Below are 15,057 nucleotides of genomic sequence, written 5' to 3' on the forward strand. Positions count from 1 at the left end.
GAGCCGTAGAACAAGGCTCCTCGTTCTCTGAACCGACATTGGTGGGATGGCAGCCTTGTCCTACACAGCCGCCCGTCCCGCGTCGTGTAGCGAAGGGCGGCACCGGTGGCATGAAAGACATATGTGGCCAACATGGAAGGATCATCGCGTTGCGGGCTTCCCTCGCATTGATTTTGCCGTGTTTTCCTGTCCAAAAACGGAAATCGTATGTAGCAGTCTTCACATGTTTCAAGGCAGCGGACGTCGTTCGACGCCTCCGCGAAGGCCGGTGAAAGCTCGAGATGCGGCATCGGTTTCACGCCGGGCGCTTTGGTCGCCTCCCTTCCACAAGCCGGATAGGTTCGTGCGATTCGCGACAGGAAGCGCGACGAGACAATCGGCCTAGGAGCCTCACACGACGTCGATGGCGTCGAAGCGCCCGAGCCCGGTTTTGATGGAATGGAGCAGGGAAGCGAACATCTCCGTGCCCGAGACGCCGATCGCGGGTTGGTGTTTTTGGGTGCGCACCACCGATCCGTCGCGACCGACAGCCTCGACTTCGGCGATGGCGCAATCCAGATCCGGGGCGGCGACCAGCCTGCCGATGCAGCGGTCGAGCCCGACGGTCGCCAGCGCGCAGGTCACCATCGTGTTGACATTGCGCGGAAACAGGAGGGCGATCTCGCGAACGGGGCCCTCGAACACCGTTTGCGCCCGCGCGATCGTCTCGGGCCTTATCCCGCTTTCGGAAAAGTCGATGTTGAGCGGGTTCTTGCGGAAGGTGATGGTCACGTCGCGCCACATCGACCGCGATGCGACCAGGCTTGCCGCGCCGACAAGGGCGCCGGCGGGCAGGAGCAGCCGGGTGCCGTTGCGCCGCGCAGCCTCTGCCAGCGCTTCGTGGAGCTCCGCATCGGCCAGCGCCGACACCGATAGCGGCATATAGTCGGCAAAGGCCAGAAAATTCGCGCCGTGCCTGCGGGTGACGTCGGGGTGGGCGGCTTCCACGATCAGGGTCGGTCGACGGATGGCGAAGCCGGACAGGTCGTCAAGGCGATGCGATGCATCGACGCCGGAGAGGCGTTCGGCGCGGCGTGCCCAGACAAAGGCCGGTTCGAGCCCGAGCGTTTGCCCGGCCGTGTCGGTCAGAACGTCATAGAGCTGTTTTCCGACATAACCGAAGCCGGCTATGCCGATGCGTGGGGCTTCAACGGCGTTTTGCAATCGGATCTCCTGTTTCGTCTGGCGTGGTCGGCTCCGGCAGTGCGGCCGCGTCAGGCCGACCGTCTCTGGATCTTGTGGCCCGCAAGCCGACTTATCGCGGCGGTGGACGCGACGATCCCCTGTTTGCGGTACCGCAGCAGGTTGGTCTCGATTTCGTTCGGTTCGTAGCGGTAGCTGACCATCAGGCCGAAGCTGCGCGACCAGCCCTTCCGGGAGCGATCGGCCGGCCAGTGAAGCTGTTCGATCCGCGCACCGTTGCCGAGGTGGAAGCGCGCGACGCTGTCGACGGGCTGGCCGTCATCGCGCCGCGCTTCGAGCAGGTAGCGCGCGCCGCAACTCAGGATCGCGTTCTTTATGCCGTCGCCGTCATCCGCTGACGGACCGCGCTCGGCAGCGGTCTCGAGCGCGCCGACGACCGCCGCGGCCGCTTGGTCGTTCGTTTCGGCCCGCGCGCGTAGCCATTGCCGAAAACCCGGCATCGGCGAGAGTGTGACGAATGTGTCGATGTGCGGCGCACTGCGGGCGATTTCGGCGATCACGCGTTTGATCAGGGTATCGCCGAACGAAATGCCGCGCAGACCCGGCTGGCAGTTGGAAATCGAATAAAACACCGCGCAGTTCGCATCTTCCCGGTCGAGCACGGTGCGCGACTCGTCCAACAGATCGTCGACGGCGGTCGGGATGTCCCGTGTGAGCGCGACCTCGACGAAGATCAGCGGATCGTCGGCGAGCAAGGGATGAAAGAAGGCGAAGCAGGCCCTGTCAGGCGGATCGATCCGCCGGCGCAAATCGTCCCAGTCCTTGATTTCGTGCACAGCCTCGTAATTGATGATGTGCATCAGCACGTTGGCCGGGCTCGACCAGTCGATGCGTTGCAGAACGAGAAAGGCGCGGTTGAACCAGCCTGAGAGCAGGTGTGCCAGATCCGCCTCCAGCGGCGCCAGCACCGCATGGTCGTCGAGCGACGACAGCACGGTGGCGCGCATTGCGGCCAGTTCTGCGGTTCCGTCCTCCGCCTCGTTCAGGCGGCTGAAAAGCAGATGGCGCGGCGGCGTCGCTGCCGCGTGCACGGCGCGTGCCGCCTCCGGTCCTGGTTGGCGCAGGAACAGCGCAATGGTCTCCTCAAGCTTCGGCAGGGCGGGTTCCAGAACGGTCGCCAGCTGGCACAGGAAATCGAGCTTTGCCGCCTCATCGAGACTGCGATAACCGGCAAGTATGTCCTCGGCCTCCGAGCCGTCCACGGCATCGCGCTGACTGGATGCCAGCGTGACGCACCGTGCGACCAGGGCTTGCGCGCCTCCGGCCGTCACGCGGCGCCTGCGGCCGGAGGCGCGGCCGTTCATGATGGTGGCCAGAAGATAGCGCAGATTGGTCAGGTTCATCGTCGGAATCCGTGATGGCCGCCAGCGGAGAGGAGGCGGGATGACGCAGGCAATCGTGATTGAAGTGCATTCAAAATTCAATACTATATTGTATATTATTGAATGAATGCGCTCCGGGCGCGTCGGTGAGAAAGGGAGGTTATTCTTGCAGGTACCGAAAACGATGAGGGTGGTCGAGATCGCGGGTTTCGGCGGTCCGGACATGTTGCGACCGGCCGAGAGGCCGGTTCCGACACCGGAGCGGGGCGATCTCCTCGTCCGGGTCGTTGGCGCAGGCGTCAATCGGCCCGACGTCGCCCAGCGCCAGGGTGTCTATCCGCCGCCGCCCGGCGCGACGGACCTGCCAGGCCTGGAAGTGGCGGGGCACGTGGTCGCCGTCGGACCCGGCACGTCGCGTCATGCCGTCGGCGATGCTGTCACCGCCCTCGCTAACGGCGGAGGCTACGCTGAATATTGTGTCGTGCCGGAACGTGCCGCCTTGCCGGTGCCCGGCGATATCGATCTGCTCACCGCCGCGGCAATCCCCGAAACCATGTTCACGGTGTGGCACAACGCGTTCGAGCGCGGCCGTTTGCAGGCTGCAGAAACCCTTCTGGTCCACGGTGGCGCAAGCGGCATCGGCACGATGGCGATCATGATGGCCAAGTGTCTGGGCGCCCGGGTGATCGTGACCGCCGGCTCGGACCAGAAATGCGGCGATTGCCTGGCACTCGGTGCCGACCATGCCGTCAACTACAAGAGCGAGGATTTTGTCGAGGCGGTCGAACGTTTTACCGACGGCCGCGGCGCCGACGTGATCGTCGACATGGTGGGCGGCGACTATCTCGAACGCAACCTCGCCGCCGTCGCGGTCGAGGGGCGGATCGTCCAGATCGCCTTTCTGGAAGGCATGAAGCCGGTTGTCGATCTGGGGTTGTTGATGCGCAAGCGCGCCAGTCTCACTGGATCCATGCTGCGCTCCCGCTCCGACGATGACAAGGCGGCGATCGCGCGCGCGGTCGAGGCGTGGGCGTGGCCGCATGTCGAGCGCGGCGCGATTCGCCCTGTGATCGACAAGGTGTTTCCGCTGGAGGCGGCGGCGCAAGCCCATGCCCGCATGGAAAGCGGCGCCCATTTCGGCAAGATCGTCCTCGAGGTCGCCTGACCGACCGTCTCGCGGACGGCTGCTGCCTATCGGTCGCCGCTTTCAGCGCTCATCCGCATGATGGCGCGGAAGGCGGCGTCCTGTCGCTGCCGGCGGCGATCGCGTTCTTCGCGCCGGTAGATCATCGCCTCGCCGAAAATCAGCGAATAAAGCAGCGTCGCCTGCGCCTCCGCGATCGCGGCGTCCGTGGTGAGCGCGGTCAACTGCCGGCGCAGATACTCGATCCGTTCGTGGTCGACCTTATGCAGCATGGCGCGAATCGCCGGCTCGCTGTGGCCCCAGTGGCGGATCGCCTGTTCGGTGCGGAAATTCACCCGACCCGAATTCGCCTCCAGGAACAGCTTGTGCAGCTTCTCCGACGGGGTGCCGCCGAGCTTTTCGACATGCTCGATCAGGGCCAGCGTCTCGCGCTCCTCCCAGGTCTGCAGGAGCTTGCGCATGAAGTCGTCGCGTCCGGAAAAGTACCAGTAGAAGCTTCCCTTGGTGATGCCGAGCTTCTTGCACAGCGCATCGAGTCTGAGCGAGCCGGGTCCCTTGCGGCCGAGTTCCCTCAGCCCGATGTCCAGCCAGTTTTCCGGTGTGACGTCGGGTTTGCGTCCGGCGTTGCTTTTTCGTCGGCGCAGATAGCGGCTGCCAGGATCGCCGCCGCCCGGATCGCGCTCTGCGGTCGTGTTGTCGTGCTTGTCCTTCAAGGCCATCTCAACCTCCGCGCGCCGTTCGTGCGCGTCTGCCTGGCGCCCGGTCGCTCATGCCGGCCACCACCGGCTCTGCGGCATCGTGAAACTTGTTCTATCAAAATCCACCGCTGCGCAAGTGTCAATTCCATACTATACGAAATGGTATTGACAGAACGATATCTCGACGGCATTCATGCATCGACAATGAGGCATGGAGGCACGATTCCGGCATGAAATTCGGAATTCCAAGAACGCTTTATGACGACGTTCATGAGCAATTCCGCGATACGGTAGTGCGCTTTATCCAGGCGGAAGTCTTGCCGCATTACGAGTCGTGGGAGGACGCCGGCCGCACGCCACGCGAGATCTGGAAGCGCGCCGGTGAGATCGGCATTCTGGGCACGAGTGTCCCGGAGTCCTATGGCGGCATGGGCGGCGACTTCCTGTTCGACGCCATCGTGCTGGAGGAACTGGGTCGTTTCGGCGTCGCCGCGCCGGCCTGGGACATGCACGCCTATATCATCGCCCCCTTCATTACCCATTTCGGGACCGAGGCCCAGAAACAGGAATGGCTGCCTAGGATGGCCGACGGCACGATGATCGCCTCGATCGGCCTGACCGAACCTGGCGGCGGCAGCGACCTGAAGGAATTGCGCACCTCCGCGGTGCGGCGCGGCGACACCTATGTCGTGAACGGCGCCAAGACCTTCATCACCAACGGCCATATCGCCGACCGGGTTCTGCTCGCCACCAAGACCGCGCCGGAAGCCGGCGCCAAAGGCGTGACGATGCTGTGGGTCGATCTCAACAGTCCCGGCATCACCCGTGGCAAGAACCTGAAAAAAATCGGCAACAAAGCGCAGGACACGGCGGAGTTGTTCTTCGACAATGTCGAGGTGTCGGCCGACTGCGTCATCGGCGGCGAGAACGAAGGTTGGCGCGTGCTGATGCACGGCCTCGTCCAGGAACGCCTCGTCGTGGCGGTTCGCTCCGCCGTCATCGCGGAGGCCGCCGTCGATCAGACCGTCGAACACGTCAAGCAGCGCAAGGCGTTCGGCAACACGGTCTTCGATTTTCAAAACACCCAGTTCAAGCTGGCCGAAATGGCCTCCGACGTCGAGGTGGCCCGCCCCTTCGTCGATCGTTGCATCACGCTTCATGCGCGCGGCGAACTCGACATGGTGACGGCGGCCAAGGCGAAGCTGTGGACAACCGAACTCGCCGATCGCGTGCTCGATGATTGCCTGCAGTTGCATGGCGGGTATGGCTATGTATGGGAGTTCCCCATCGCCAGGGCCTGGGCCGATGCGCGGGTCCACCGCATCTACGCAGGCACGAACGAGATCATGAAATACATAATCGGTCGCCAGCTCTAGGGTCGAACCCCGTCGATCTGGCCGCCTTGCGCCTGGAGGAGTTTGGCGTGGAGGAGACAAGAACGGTCGGTTCGCTTTTCGAGCGGGCCTGCCGGTTGAACGGCGAACGGGCGTTTCTGCTCGAAGACGGCCTGCGCCTGACCGGGCGTGAGGCAACACGCGCCCGCGCCAGTGCGGCCGCTGCCCTGTCTGCGAAAGCGGTCGGGCCCGGCGACACGGTCGCATTTGTCTGCGGGCCGTCCGTCGCGCATACGGTGTCGTTTTTCGCCGCGCAGCATCTTGGCGCGGTTTGCTGCTGTCTGCACGTCAAGGAAAGCGATCAGCGTATGGCAGGCACGCTGAGCGCGGTCGGGCCGCGCCTGATCGTGTGCGACGCCGACCAGGCCGAGCGCCTACGCGCGCTGCTTGCGCAAACCAATATCGCCGCACCCGTGCTTGTCGCGGGCGAACTGCTCGGGTCGGCTGTCGGTTCCAAGCAGACCCAAGCCGCGTCGCGTCGCGATGCCGACCCCGCGGTCATTCTTCTGTCCTCGGGCACGACAGGCGCTCCCAAGCAGGTGCTGCACACGCAGCGAACCGTGCTCGCCACCGCCGCGATGGCCGCGCCGGTCTATGGCGCGGAGGGACCCGACGACGGTGTCGTCATTCCCATGGCACCCTCCTTTGCCGCCTGGCTGCACACCGTGTTGCCGTTTCTTGCGATCGGCGCGAAACTCTATTTCGAAAAGGCCTTCGACGCCGCGCGTTATGCCGACATCATGGATCGCGAGGACCTGACCGTTGCAGCCATGGTGCCGACACTGTGGCGCGCGGCATTGCCGGCGCTCAGCGCCCGCACGCCGCGTCGGCTCAAGGTGGCGATATTTTCCGGCGAGCCGGGAACGCCGGATCTGGTCGCGGCGCTCAAGCAGCTCGCCCCGCGCCTGCGCAGCGTCTACCTTTCCTCCGAAGGAGGGTGCGCCTGCGGCATCGTCGCCGATGAGGACTTGCTGGGCCGGCCCGGCATGGCGGGTGCAGCCGGCTGCGCCGTTGAAGGCGGGGCGCTGCGGGTCGTCGATGCGGTTTCCAGCGATATGACGCCGCTGCCGCCCGGCGCCATCGGCGAAGTCGCAATTCGCGGCCCCTCCCTGTCGCCGGGTTATGTCGGCCAGGAAGATTTGACGGCTGAGGCCTTCCGGGCGGGATGGTGGCGCACCGGCGACCTGGGTTTTGTGGACGAGTCCGGCGTCCTGCACCTCAAGGGTCGGCTCGACAATCGCATCAATAGCGGTGGAATCAAGATTTATGCCGAAGAGGTCGAGGCGGCGCTGTTGAGCCTGGCCGAGGTGCGGGCCGTTGCCGTTGTCGGCATGCCGGACGAACGCTGGGGCGAGCGCATCGAGGCCCATGTCGTGCCGGCCGATCCCGCGACGACGGCGGCACAGATCGCCGATGCCGTGGCCCGGGCCGAGGTGCTGCCGAAGGCCATGCGGCCCAAAGCGATCCACATTCTCGACGCGTTGCCGACCGGACCGACCGGAAAGCTTTACCGCAAAGCCCTGCGCGAGCCCCGTGCTGCGACGCCGTCGGGACATTCCGCCGCGAGACCCGAAAAGAAAGGTGCTGCCTGAATGCTGGCCGATCGTATCGAGGAAAAATGGATCGACGTATTTGTCGCGCTGTTCGGCATGTGCGGGATCAAACCGGGCGACGATGTCGTCATTCTGTCCGAAACCCAGTCTCGGCAGCTCAATGTCCATCTCGCCGAACTCGCTTTGCTGCGGCTCAAGGCGCGTGCCTTCCATCTGGTGATGCCCACCCCGCCGCTGCCGGTCAAGCTGCCGATCCGCTCCACCGGCGCGTCTTTCGCCCTGCAAAGGAACGGCGTGGCCGTCGGTTCGCTGGCGCGGGCCGCCGTGGTCGTCGACCTGACGGTCGAGGGTCTGATGCATGCGCCCGAAACGCCGGAAATCCTCAAGGGCGGAGCCCGCATCATCAATATCTCCAACGAACATCCCGACGCGCTGGAACGACTGCTTCCCGACGAGGCGCTGAAGCACAAGACCCAGAGCGCCCGACGCCTCTTGAAGGCGGGGCGGCGCATGCGCATCACCTCCGACGCCGGGACCGACATGACGGCCGACCTGGATGGCGCCGCCGCCGTTGGCATTCACGGCTACACCGACAAACCGGGCACGCTGGCCCACTTTCCGGGCGGCATCGCACTTGCCTTTCCTAAGGCGGGCGCCGTCAACGGTCGCCTGGTGCTCGATGCGGGCGACATCAATCTAACCTTCAAGCGCTATATCGAAAGCCGGGTGGTTCTCGATATCGAAGACGATTACGTCACCGCCATCGAGGGCAGCGGCACCGATGCCGAGTTGACCCGACGCTATATCGCGGCCTGGGGAGACCGCGAGGCCTATGCCACCTCCCATGTCGGCTTCGGGCTCAACAAGACCGCGCGCTACGAGGCGCTCGCCATGTACGACCAGCGCGATTTCAATGGCACGGAAGTGCGCGCCTATGCCGGCAACTTCCTGTTTTCGACCGGCGCGAACGAGTTCGCTGGCCGCTACACGCTTGGTCATTTCGACATCCCCGTCGGCCGCTGCACGATTGCGATCGACGGCACGGTGGTGGTCGACCGCGGAGAACTGACGGGAGAATTCGCATGAGTTCGGGCATCGCCTACAAGTCCAGGGGCGTCGGCCCGGCGCTGGTCTTTCTGCACGGGGTCGGAGGCGGTGCGGAGAGCTGGGACGCGCAGCTCGCCTTTTTCGGCGATCGTTTCCGCGCGCTGGCATGGGACATGCCGGGTTACGGCGGCTCGGCGCCGGCGGCGCCTGCGGATTTTCCGCAATGGGCGGAGGCGCTGGCTGCCTGGCTCGACGAGATCGATGTCGAGCGCTGCGTTCTAGTCGGCCATTCCATAGGCGGCATGATCGCTCAGCAATTCATGACGTGCCATGCGCACCGGGTCACCCGGCTGGTCCTGTCGGCGACAAGCCCGGCCTTCGGCCGTCTCGACGGCGACTTCCAGCGCGACTTCATCCGCAGCCGGATCGGGCCGCTCGACGACGGCAAGACGATGAGCGATCTGGCCGCGCAGTTCATTCCGGGTCTGGTGGGCGCGGATGCCGACCCGGAGGGTATCCGCAACGCGGTCTCCACCATGTCGCGTGTCGCCCCGCAAACCTATCGCGACGCCATGCAGGCTCTGGTCCGCTTCGATCTGCGCGACTGGCTCGCCTCGATCGGCGTTCCGACCTTGCTGGTCGCCGGCGAGCACGACAAGGCCGCCCCCGCCAAGGTGATGGAGCGCATGGCGGAGAAGATCCCCGACGCGCGCTATGCCTGCGCGGCCGGCGCGGGTCATCTGGCCAATATGGAGCGTCCGGAGGTGTTCAACGCCATCCTGGCGGAATTCCTGGAAGCATAGAGGCCTCATTCAATACCATACCAGATGGTATTGACCGGATTATGGTTCCGTGGTCCTATCGCCTTGGAGCCAAGAACGAAGGCCCGACGCGGGCATGATAATGGAGGGGTACTGATGGACGTTTTTTCTCGGAGGACGCTTCTTGCGGCAACCGCATTGCTGGTATCGACCTTTGCCGCGCCGGCGATGGTGCAAACGGCCGCGGCCGACGAACCCAAGAAGATTGCGATCGCCAATTTCGGCCCGCACGGCACGCTCGAACAGGTCGTTGACGGCTTCAAGCAGGCACTGACGGAGAAGGGCTACAAGGAGGACGACGGCGTCGTCTACGAATACAGCCACGGCAATTTCGATCCGTCACTGATCCCGCAAATATTGCGCAGCCTCGAGGCGACCTCGCCAGACCTCCTGATGACCATTACCACCCCGGTGACGCTGGCCTCCATCGATCTGATCGGCGACAAGTCTCTGCCGATCGTCTTCGGCGTCGTCACCCAGCCGGTCGCCGCTGGCGTCGTCCCCTCCTGGGACAAGGGCTCCGATCGGTATGTCGGCGCTTCCAATCTGCCGTCCATGAAGGCGGTGATCGGATTTGCGCGCGCTTTGCTCGGCGACGTGAAATCCTTCGGCATGCTCTACAATTCCGGCGACGTGAACGACGTGATCCTGCGCGACTACGCGGCATCGGTCGCCGAGGAAATGGGTCTGGAATTCCGCTCCGAAAGCGTGGAATCGCCGAACGACATTCAGCAGCGCACGATGGCGCTCGACGGGGTGGACTTCATCTACGTCATCCCCTCCAGCATGTTGCAGCCGACGGTCCCCGCGCTTGCTTCCGCCGCCGATCGCATGGAAATACCGGTCATCAGCGCCACGCCGGACGGCGTTCTGGAGCATGTCATCCTCGGCGCTTTCTCGATCTCATGGGAGAAGGTGGGCTATAATGCCGGCTTGCGCGCCGTCCAGATTCTGGAAGGTGCCAAGCCGTCCGAATTGTCAAACTACCGCCCGACCGAGGAAGACCACACCCCCTTCATCAGCGCGCGCAGGCTCAAGGATGCGGGGCTCGAACTGCCGGCCGCGCTCAACGATTGCAACTGCGTGGTGGATTGAGCGGTATCTGACAGGATCGACGGACACATGCTGATCACCACAGGTCTCAGGAAGACGTTCAACGCGGGCACGATCAATGCCCGCACCGCCCTCGACAACGTCTCGCTCTCGCTCGACCAAGGCGATTTCGCCGTCATCATCGGCGGCAATGGTGCGGGCAAGAGCACGTTTCTCAACTCCGTTGCCGGGGAGGTGAGCGTCGATGAAGGCAGGTTGTCGATTGCAGGTCGGGACGTGACCGCCCTGCCGACGCATCGCCGCGCCGGTCTCGTCGCGCGTGTGTTCCAGGATCCACTGGCCGGCAGCGCCGGCTCGATGACGATCGAAGAGAACATGGCGCTCGCCGCGCGTCGCGGTCTGACGTCGCGGCTGCGCTTCGCGCTTGATGGCAAGCGGCGCGAAACCTATCGCGAAATGCTGAGCGTCTTCGGGCTGGGTCTGGAAAACCGGCTGACCCACAAGGTCGAGCTCCTGTCGGGTGGCCAGCGGCAATCGCTCGCTCTGGCCATGGCCATCGTCACCACGCCCCGGCTCCTCCTGCTCGACGAACATTGCGCCGCGCTCGATCCGAAGACTGCGGACACGGTGATGCAGGCGACGCTCGCGGCGGTGGAGAACCAGCGCCTGACCGCGTTGATGGTCACCCACAACATGCAGCACGCCATCGACTACGGCAATCGCCTGGTCATGATGATGGACGGCCGCATCGTGTTCGAGGCGCGCGGCGACGACAAGAAGAACCTGACCATCGAACAGCTCGTCGATCGCTTTCATCTCGTCGACGACAAGATGCTGCTCGCCTGATCCTGCGAACTCCAATCATGACCCCGGCAATGGACATCATCAACGTCTTCTTCAACCTCGTCCCGATCACGCTGCTCCAGGGCGTGATCTATGGCTTCGTCGCGCTGGGCATCATGATCCCGTTTCGGATGCTGTCCTTTCCCGACCTTACCGCCGAAGGCTCCTTCCCGCTCGGCGGCAGTGTCGCGGCCGCGGCCATCGCCGCCGGGATGCATTCGATAACGGCGACGCTGCTGGCCCTGGCCGCCGGCTTTCTCGCCGGTTGCGCGACCGCGCTCATTCACTTGAAGCTGCGGCTCAACACGCTCTTGTGCGGTATTATCGTCCTGACGATGCTGTTCAGCGTGAACATCCGCATCATGGGCAAACCCAACCAGCCGATTTTCGCCCAGGACAATCTGTTCGACATCCTGCTCGGCGAGTACGCCCGCGTGCTCCCGCTTCAGATTGGTTTGGTCGCCGTCCTGCTGGCCGCGACGACCGGCCTGCTGCTGCTGTTTTTCAAGACCGAGTTCGGCACGGCCATGCGTGCGGTCGGGGCCAATCCGCTGATGGCGCGCGCGCAGGGCATCTCGATCTGGCGCCATACCATTCTCGGCATCGGCCTTGCCGGCGGCCTGTGCGCTGTCGGCGGCGCGCTGCTGGCGCAGAACCAGAGTTTCGCCGACGTCAATATGGGTTTCGGCGTGCTGCTCAACGGATTGGCCGCGGTGATTGTCGGCGAAACCCTGGTCGGGCGTGATTCGCTCGCCCGGCAACTGCTGGCGCCGGCGGTCGGCGCGATCGCCTATTATCAGGCCATCAGCCTCGCGCTCGCTCTCGGTCTCGAACCAAGCGACCTCAAATTCCTGACCGGCGCCTTCGTCCTTATCATGCTGGCCATTCCGCGCCTGAAGGGGCAGCGTCAGGCGGCGAGCACGCCGGCGTAGGAGCCTCTGATCACGCGGGGGCCTTACGCCCACTCGAGGCGGCGGCGGTCCCGATCGCCAGGCAGATACGCAGGCTCGCCGTCTCGCGGTCCGCGACGAGCAGGACCCGGCTTGGTCTCTCCGCGCGCTCTGGATGCCCCGCCCATGCGCCCTGGCGCGCGCCGATTGAACGCCTGGAGCGGAGCGGCTGCGACCGGCGCTGGGGCGCGGGCTCGGACGATTGCCTATCGCGTCACGGCGGCCATCGGTGCTATCCGGGCGGCCGGCGATTCTATCGAAAGGACCCCGGTTTGAACGCGCATCCCGAAACGAGCTGGCCGAAACTCACCCGCGATCTGGTCGCCATCCTGCGCGGCGTCGGCCCGGGCGAGGTCGAGGCGATCGGCGACGCGCTGGTCGAGGAAGGCTTCGAGGCGATCGAGGTGCCGCTCAATTCCCCCGACCCCTTGCGCTCGATCGATAAGCTTGCCGCGCGTCACGGCGCGCGCTGCCTGATCGGGGCGGGCACGGTGCTGACAAAGGCCGATTGCGGCCGCGTCGCAGATGCCGGCGGTCGGCTGATGGTGAGCCCGAATGTCGACCCGGCCGTCATCGGTGCGGCCCGCGCGCGCGGCATGGTCACCATGCCGGGCGTTTTCACGCCCACCGAGGCGCTGCAGGCGCTTGCCGCCGGCGCGTCCGGCCTGAAGTTCTTTCCCGCCGGCGCGCTCGGACCGTCGGGCATTGCCGCGATCAGGGCCATCTTGCCCGCCGACGCGCTGGTCGCCGCCGTCGGCGGCGTCTCGGAGGCGAGTTTCGCCGATTATGCCCGTATAGGCGTGCGCGCCTTCGGGCTGGGCTCCGGCCTCTACAGGCCGGGCGACACAGCCGATACGGTGCGTGACCGCGCCAGGCGGGCCGTGGCGGCCTACGACGCGGTCTATGCCGGCAACTGAACGGCTACGCTGATCCTCAGCCGCTGAAGGCGAAGGCGCGCTGCGGATTCTCGACCAGGAATTTGTGCACCAGCGCCTCGCCGTCGAAGCCGGCCTCGCCGGCTTCCTCGATGAAACGCGGCACCCATTTCTCCAGGATGTAGCCCATGCCGAGCCCGCCTTGCCCGTAGCTGGCGAACATGGTGCGCCGGGCGATGTCGCCGCCGACGAGAACCTGGTCGGCATGGCCGTGGCGGACGAGGTCGAGGATGCAGCGCGTGCGCACGTCCTCGGGATAATATTTGACCCGGGTGATGCCGTCGAAGGAGAAAAAGGCGCCGCTATCGGCGACCTTGCGGTGCAGCCAGGCGTCGGGATTGCGGTCGAGATGGGCGATCGTCAGCCGGGCCGGATCGACGCCTTCCTGCCTGACGAGATCGAGCTGCTCGAGCGCCATCGTGCCGAGCTCGGTGTGCGAATGGATCGGCGCGCCAGTCTGCTTGTGCGCGTCGAGAACGGCGAGCAGCACCTTGGTCTCGGCCTCGCTCATCGTGTTGTAGCCGGTGCCGAACTTGACCACGCCGCCCTTGATGTCGGTGCCGTCCATGCCCTCGGTGACCTCGGCGACGACATGGCGGGCGAGCTCGGCGCGGCTCTTTGCTGCGATCCATTGGGCAAACGTCGCGCCGGTGCCGGGCATCGTGCCGGGCCACATGATCGCCTTGTTGAAGCCCGCCGTGGCGATCACCTGCACGCCGGCCGCCTTGGCGATGCGCTTGACCGTACCGACGTCGCGGCCGTAATCGATCGCGGTCGCGTCGTAGATCGTGCGCCCGCCCGCCTTGGCGAAGAGTTCCAGTTCGGCCTGCGACGCTTCGGGACTGTCGAGCAACAGGTCGACGTCGCCCTTTTCCTTCCACAGCGCCGGAATGCAGTAAATATGGTCGTGGGCATAGGTTACGCCCATCTCGGTCGGATCGATATCGCCGTCCACGGTTCGCACAAAACCCATCTTGTCGCTCCGTATGAAAATGATTTTCATAGCGATTATATCAAGAAAATCACGTATAAGCACGTCAGAAAAAGTTCTGCGAAAATAATTGCAATAAGATGCGCATTTGCTACCTTAGGCGCGACGCGCCGCTGCGGGCGCATTTCGGCAAGAGGCATGCATGGCTTTGATCCGTACGGTGCTGGGCGACATCGAGGCCGATGGTCTCGGGCTGATCTATACCCATGAGCATCTCATCACCTGTCCGCCCGCCGTCCAGAAGGACCGCGATCTCGAGCTGTCGAGCTATGAATGCTCGCTGCGCGAGTTGACGATCTTCAAGGAATGCGGCGGCACGCTTCTGGTCGAGGCGACCACGCTGGATTACGGGCGCGATCCGGCCGCCATGGCGCGCATGTCGGCCGAGGCGGGCGTGCCGGTCGTCGCGGTCAGCGGTTTCAACAAGGCCGCCTATTTCCCGCTCTGGGTGGAGACGACGCCGCTCAACCGGATCGCCGACAAGCTCGTGCGCGACGTCACCGAAGGCATGGATGGCGGCCCACACAAGGCCGGCCATCTGAAGTCCGGCGGCTCCTATAATTTCATTCACGCATTGGAGGAAAAGACCACCCGCGCGGTCGCCCGGGCCCACAAGGAGACCGGCGCGCCGATCTGGCTGCACACCGAGGCCGGTACCATGGGCCTGGAAATGCTCGATCTGCTGGAGGACGAAGGCGTCGACCTGGAGGCGGTCGTGGTCGGCCATTCCGACCGCAACCCCGATCCCTATTACCATGCCGCGATCGCCAATCGCGGCGCCACCGTCCAGTTCGACGGCGTGGCCAAGGTGAAATATCATCCCGACAGCACGCGCATCGCCTGCGCCAAGGCGCTGATCGAGGCCGGACATGCGTCGCGCCTGATGATTTCGGGCGATATGGGGCGCGCCTCCTACCTGGCCGGTTATGGCGGCGGGCCGGGCTTTGCCTTCATCGCCACCAAATTCATTCCGCGCATGCGCGGCGAAGGCATCGACGACGCGGTCATCGACACGATCTTCACGGCCAATCCCGTGCGCTGGCTCGCCCGGTTCTGACCGATCG

Annotated in this window: 14 protein-coding genes; 10 read left to right on the forward strand and 4 right to left on the reverse strand. The window is 64.8% G+C overall.

Features of this window, described 5'->3' with window-relative positions:
- Positions 1-390: 390 nt before the first annotated feature.
- Both EP380_RS17315 and EP380_RS17320 read right to left on the reverse strand, forming a co-directional pair.
- Entirely contained in the window at positions 391-1,203 is an 813-nt protein-coding gene (locus EP380_RS17315; RefSeq protein WP_127599619.1) for an aspartate dehydrogenase domain-containing protein, read from the reverse strand.
- 50 nt (positions 1,204-1,253) lie between these two features.
- Entirely contained in the window at positions 1,254-2,789 is a 1,536-nt protein-coding gene (locus EP380_RS17320) for a malonyl-CoA decarboxylase domain-containing protein (RefSeq protein WP_127599621.1), read from the reverse strand.
- On the opposite strand from EP380_RS17320, the gene EP380_RS17325 reads away from it, so the two are divergent.
- Entirely contained in the window at positions 2,749-3,729 is a 981-nt protein-coding gene (locus EP380_RS17325) for an NAD(P)H-quinone oxidoreductase (RefSeq protein ID WP_106570407.1), read from the forward strand. The two genes, EP380_RS17320 and EP380_RS17325, sit on opposite strands and share 41 nt — an antisense overlap.
- Before the next feature lie 26 nt (positions 3,730-3,755).
- Here EP380_RS17325 and EP380_RS17330 read toward each other — a convergent pair whose 3' ends face one another.
- A complete protein-coding gene (locus EP380_RS17330; protein WP_106570408.1) occupies positions 3,756-4,427 on the reverse strand; it encodes a TetR/AcrR family transcriptional regulator in 672 nt (223 codons plus the stop codon).
- Positions 4,428-4,636: 209 nt separating this feature from the next.
- On the opposite strand from EP380_RS17330, the gene EP380_RS17335 reads away from it, so the two are divergent.
- The 8 genes from EP380_RS17335 to EP380_RS17370 all read left to right on the forward strand — a co-directional run bounded on the left by EP380_RS17335 (position 4,637) and on the right by EP380_RS17370 (position 12,984).
- Positions 4,637-5,782 carry an acyl-CoA dehydrogenase family protein gene (locus EP380_RS17335; RefSeq protein ID WP_127599623.1) on the forward strand — a complete coding sequence of 382 codons (1,146 nt, stop codon included), beginning with the start codon at positions 4,637-4,639 and terminating at the stop codon, positions 5,780-5,782.
- Between the two features lie 47 nt (positions 5,783-5,829).
- The gene (locus tag EP380_RS17340) at positions 5,830-7,392 is read left to right on the forward strand and encodes a class I adenylate-forming enzyme family protein (RefSeq protein WP_164749901.1); all 1,563 of its coding nucleotides are present in this window, start codon (positions 5,830-5,832) and stop codon (positions 7,390-7,392) included.
- Positions 7,393-8,439, forward strand: coding sequence for a 2,5-dihydroxypyridine 5,6-dioxygenase NicX family protein (locus EP380_RS17345; protein WP_127599626.1), 1,047 nt, complete (start codon positions 7,393-7,395; stop codon positions 8,437-8,439).
- Positions 8,436-9,203, forward strand: a complete 768-nt coding sequence (locus EP380_RS17350; protein WP_127599628.1) for an alpha/beta fold hydrolase — start codon at positions 8,436-8,438, stop codon at positions 9,201-9,203. Before EP380_RS17345 ends, EP380_RS17350 begins: the two co-directional genes overlap by 4 nt.
- Positions 9,204-9,317: 114 nt before the next feature.
- Positions 9,318-10,316 (forward strand): ABC transporter substrate-binding protein, encoded by a 999-nt coding sequence (locus tag EP380_RS17355; protein ID WP_164749902.1) that lies wholly within the window; start codon positions 9,318-9,320, stop codon positions 10,314-10,316.
- 27 nt (positions 10,317-10,343) lie between these two features.
- On the forward strand, positions 10,344-11,120 hold the full coding sequence (locus tag EP380_RS17360) for an ABC transporter ATP-binding protein (protein ID WP_106570414.1): 777 nt from the start codon (positions 10,344-10,346) through the stop codon (positions 11,118-11,120).
- Positions 11,121-11,137: 17 nt separating this feature from the next.
- Positions 11,138-12,049, forward strand: coding sequence for an ABC transporter permease (locus EP380_RS17365; protein WP_238719908.1), 912 nt, complete (start codon positions 11,138-11,140; stop codon positions 12,047-12,049).
- Between the two features lie 290 nt (positions 12,050-12,339).
- On the forward strand, positions 12,340-12,984 hold the full coding sequence (locus EP380_RS17370; protein WP_127599632.1) for a 2-dehydro-3-deoxy-6-phosphogalactonate aldolase: 645 nt from the start codon (positions 12,340-12,342) through the stop codon (positions 12,982-12,984).
- 16 nt (positions 12,985-13,000) lie between these two features.
- Here the strand turns inward: EP380_RS17370 and EP380_RS17375 are convergent, their stop codons facing one another.
- A complete protein-coding gene (locus EP380_RS17375) occupies positions 13,001-13,975 on the reverse strand; it encodes a phosphotriesterase family protein (RefSeq protein WP_106570536.1) in 975 nt (324 codons plus the stop codon).
- Positions 13,976-14,135: 160 nt separating this feature from the next.
- On the opposite strand from EP380_RS17375, the gene EP380_RS17380 reads away from it, so the two are divergent.
- Positions 14,136-15,050, forward strand: a complete 915-nt coding sequence (locus EP380_RS17380; protein WP_127599634.1) for a phosphotriesterase family protein — start codon at positions 14,136-14,138, stop codon at positions 15,048-15,050.
- The last annotated feature ends 7 nt before the right edge of the window (positions 15,051-15,057 follow it).

Origin of the sequence: Nitratireductor alexandrii (assembly GCF_004000215.1) — a bacterium.
GTDB lineage: Bacteria > Pseudomonadota > Alphaproteobacteria > Rhizobiales > Rhizobiaceae > Mangrovimarina > Mangrovimarina alexandrii.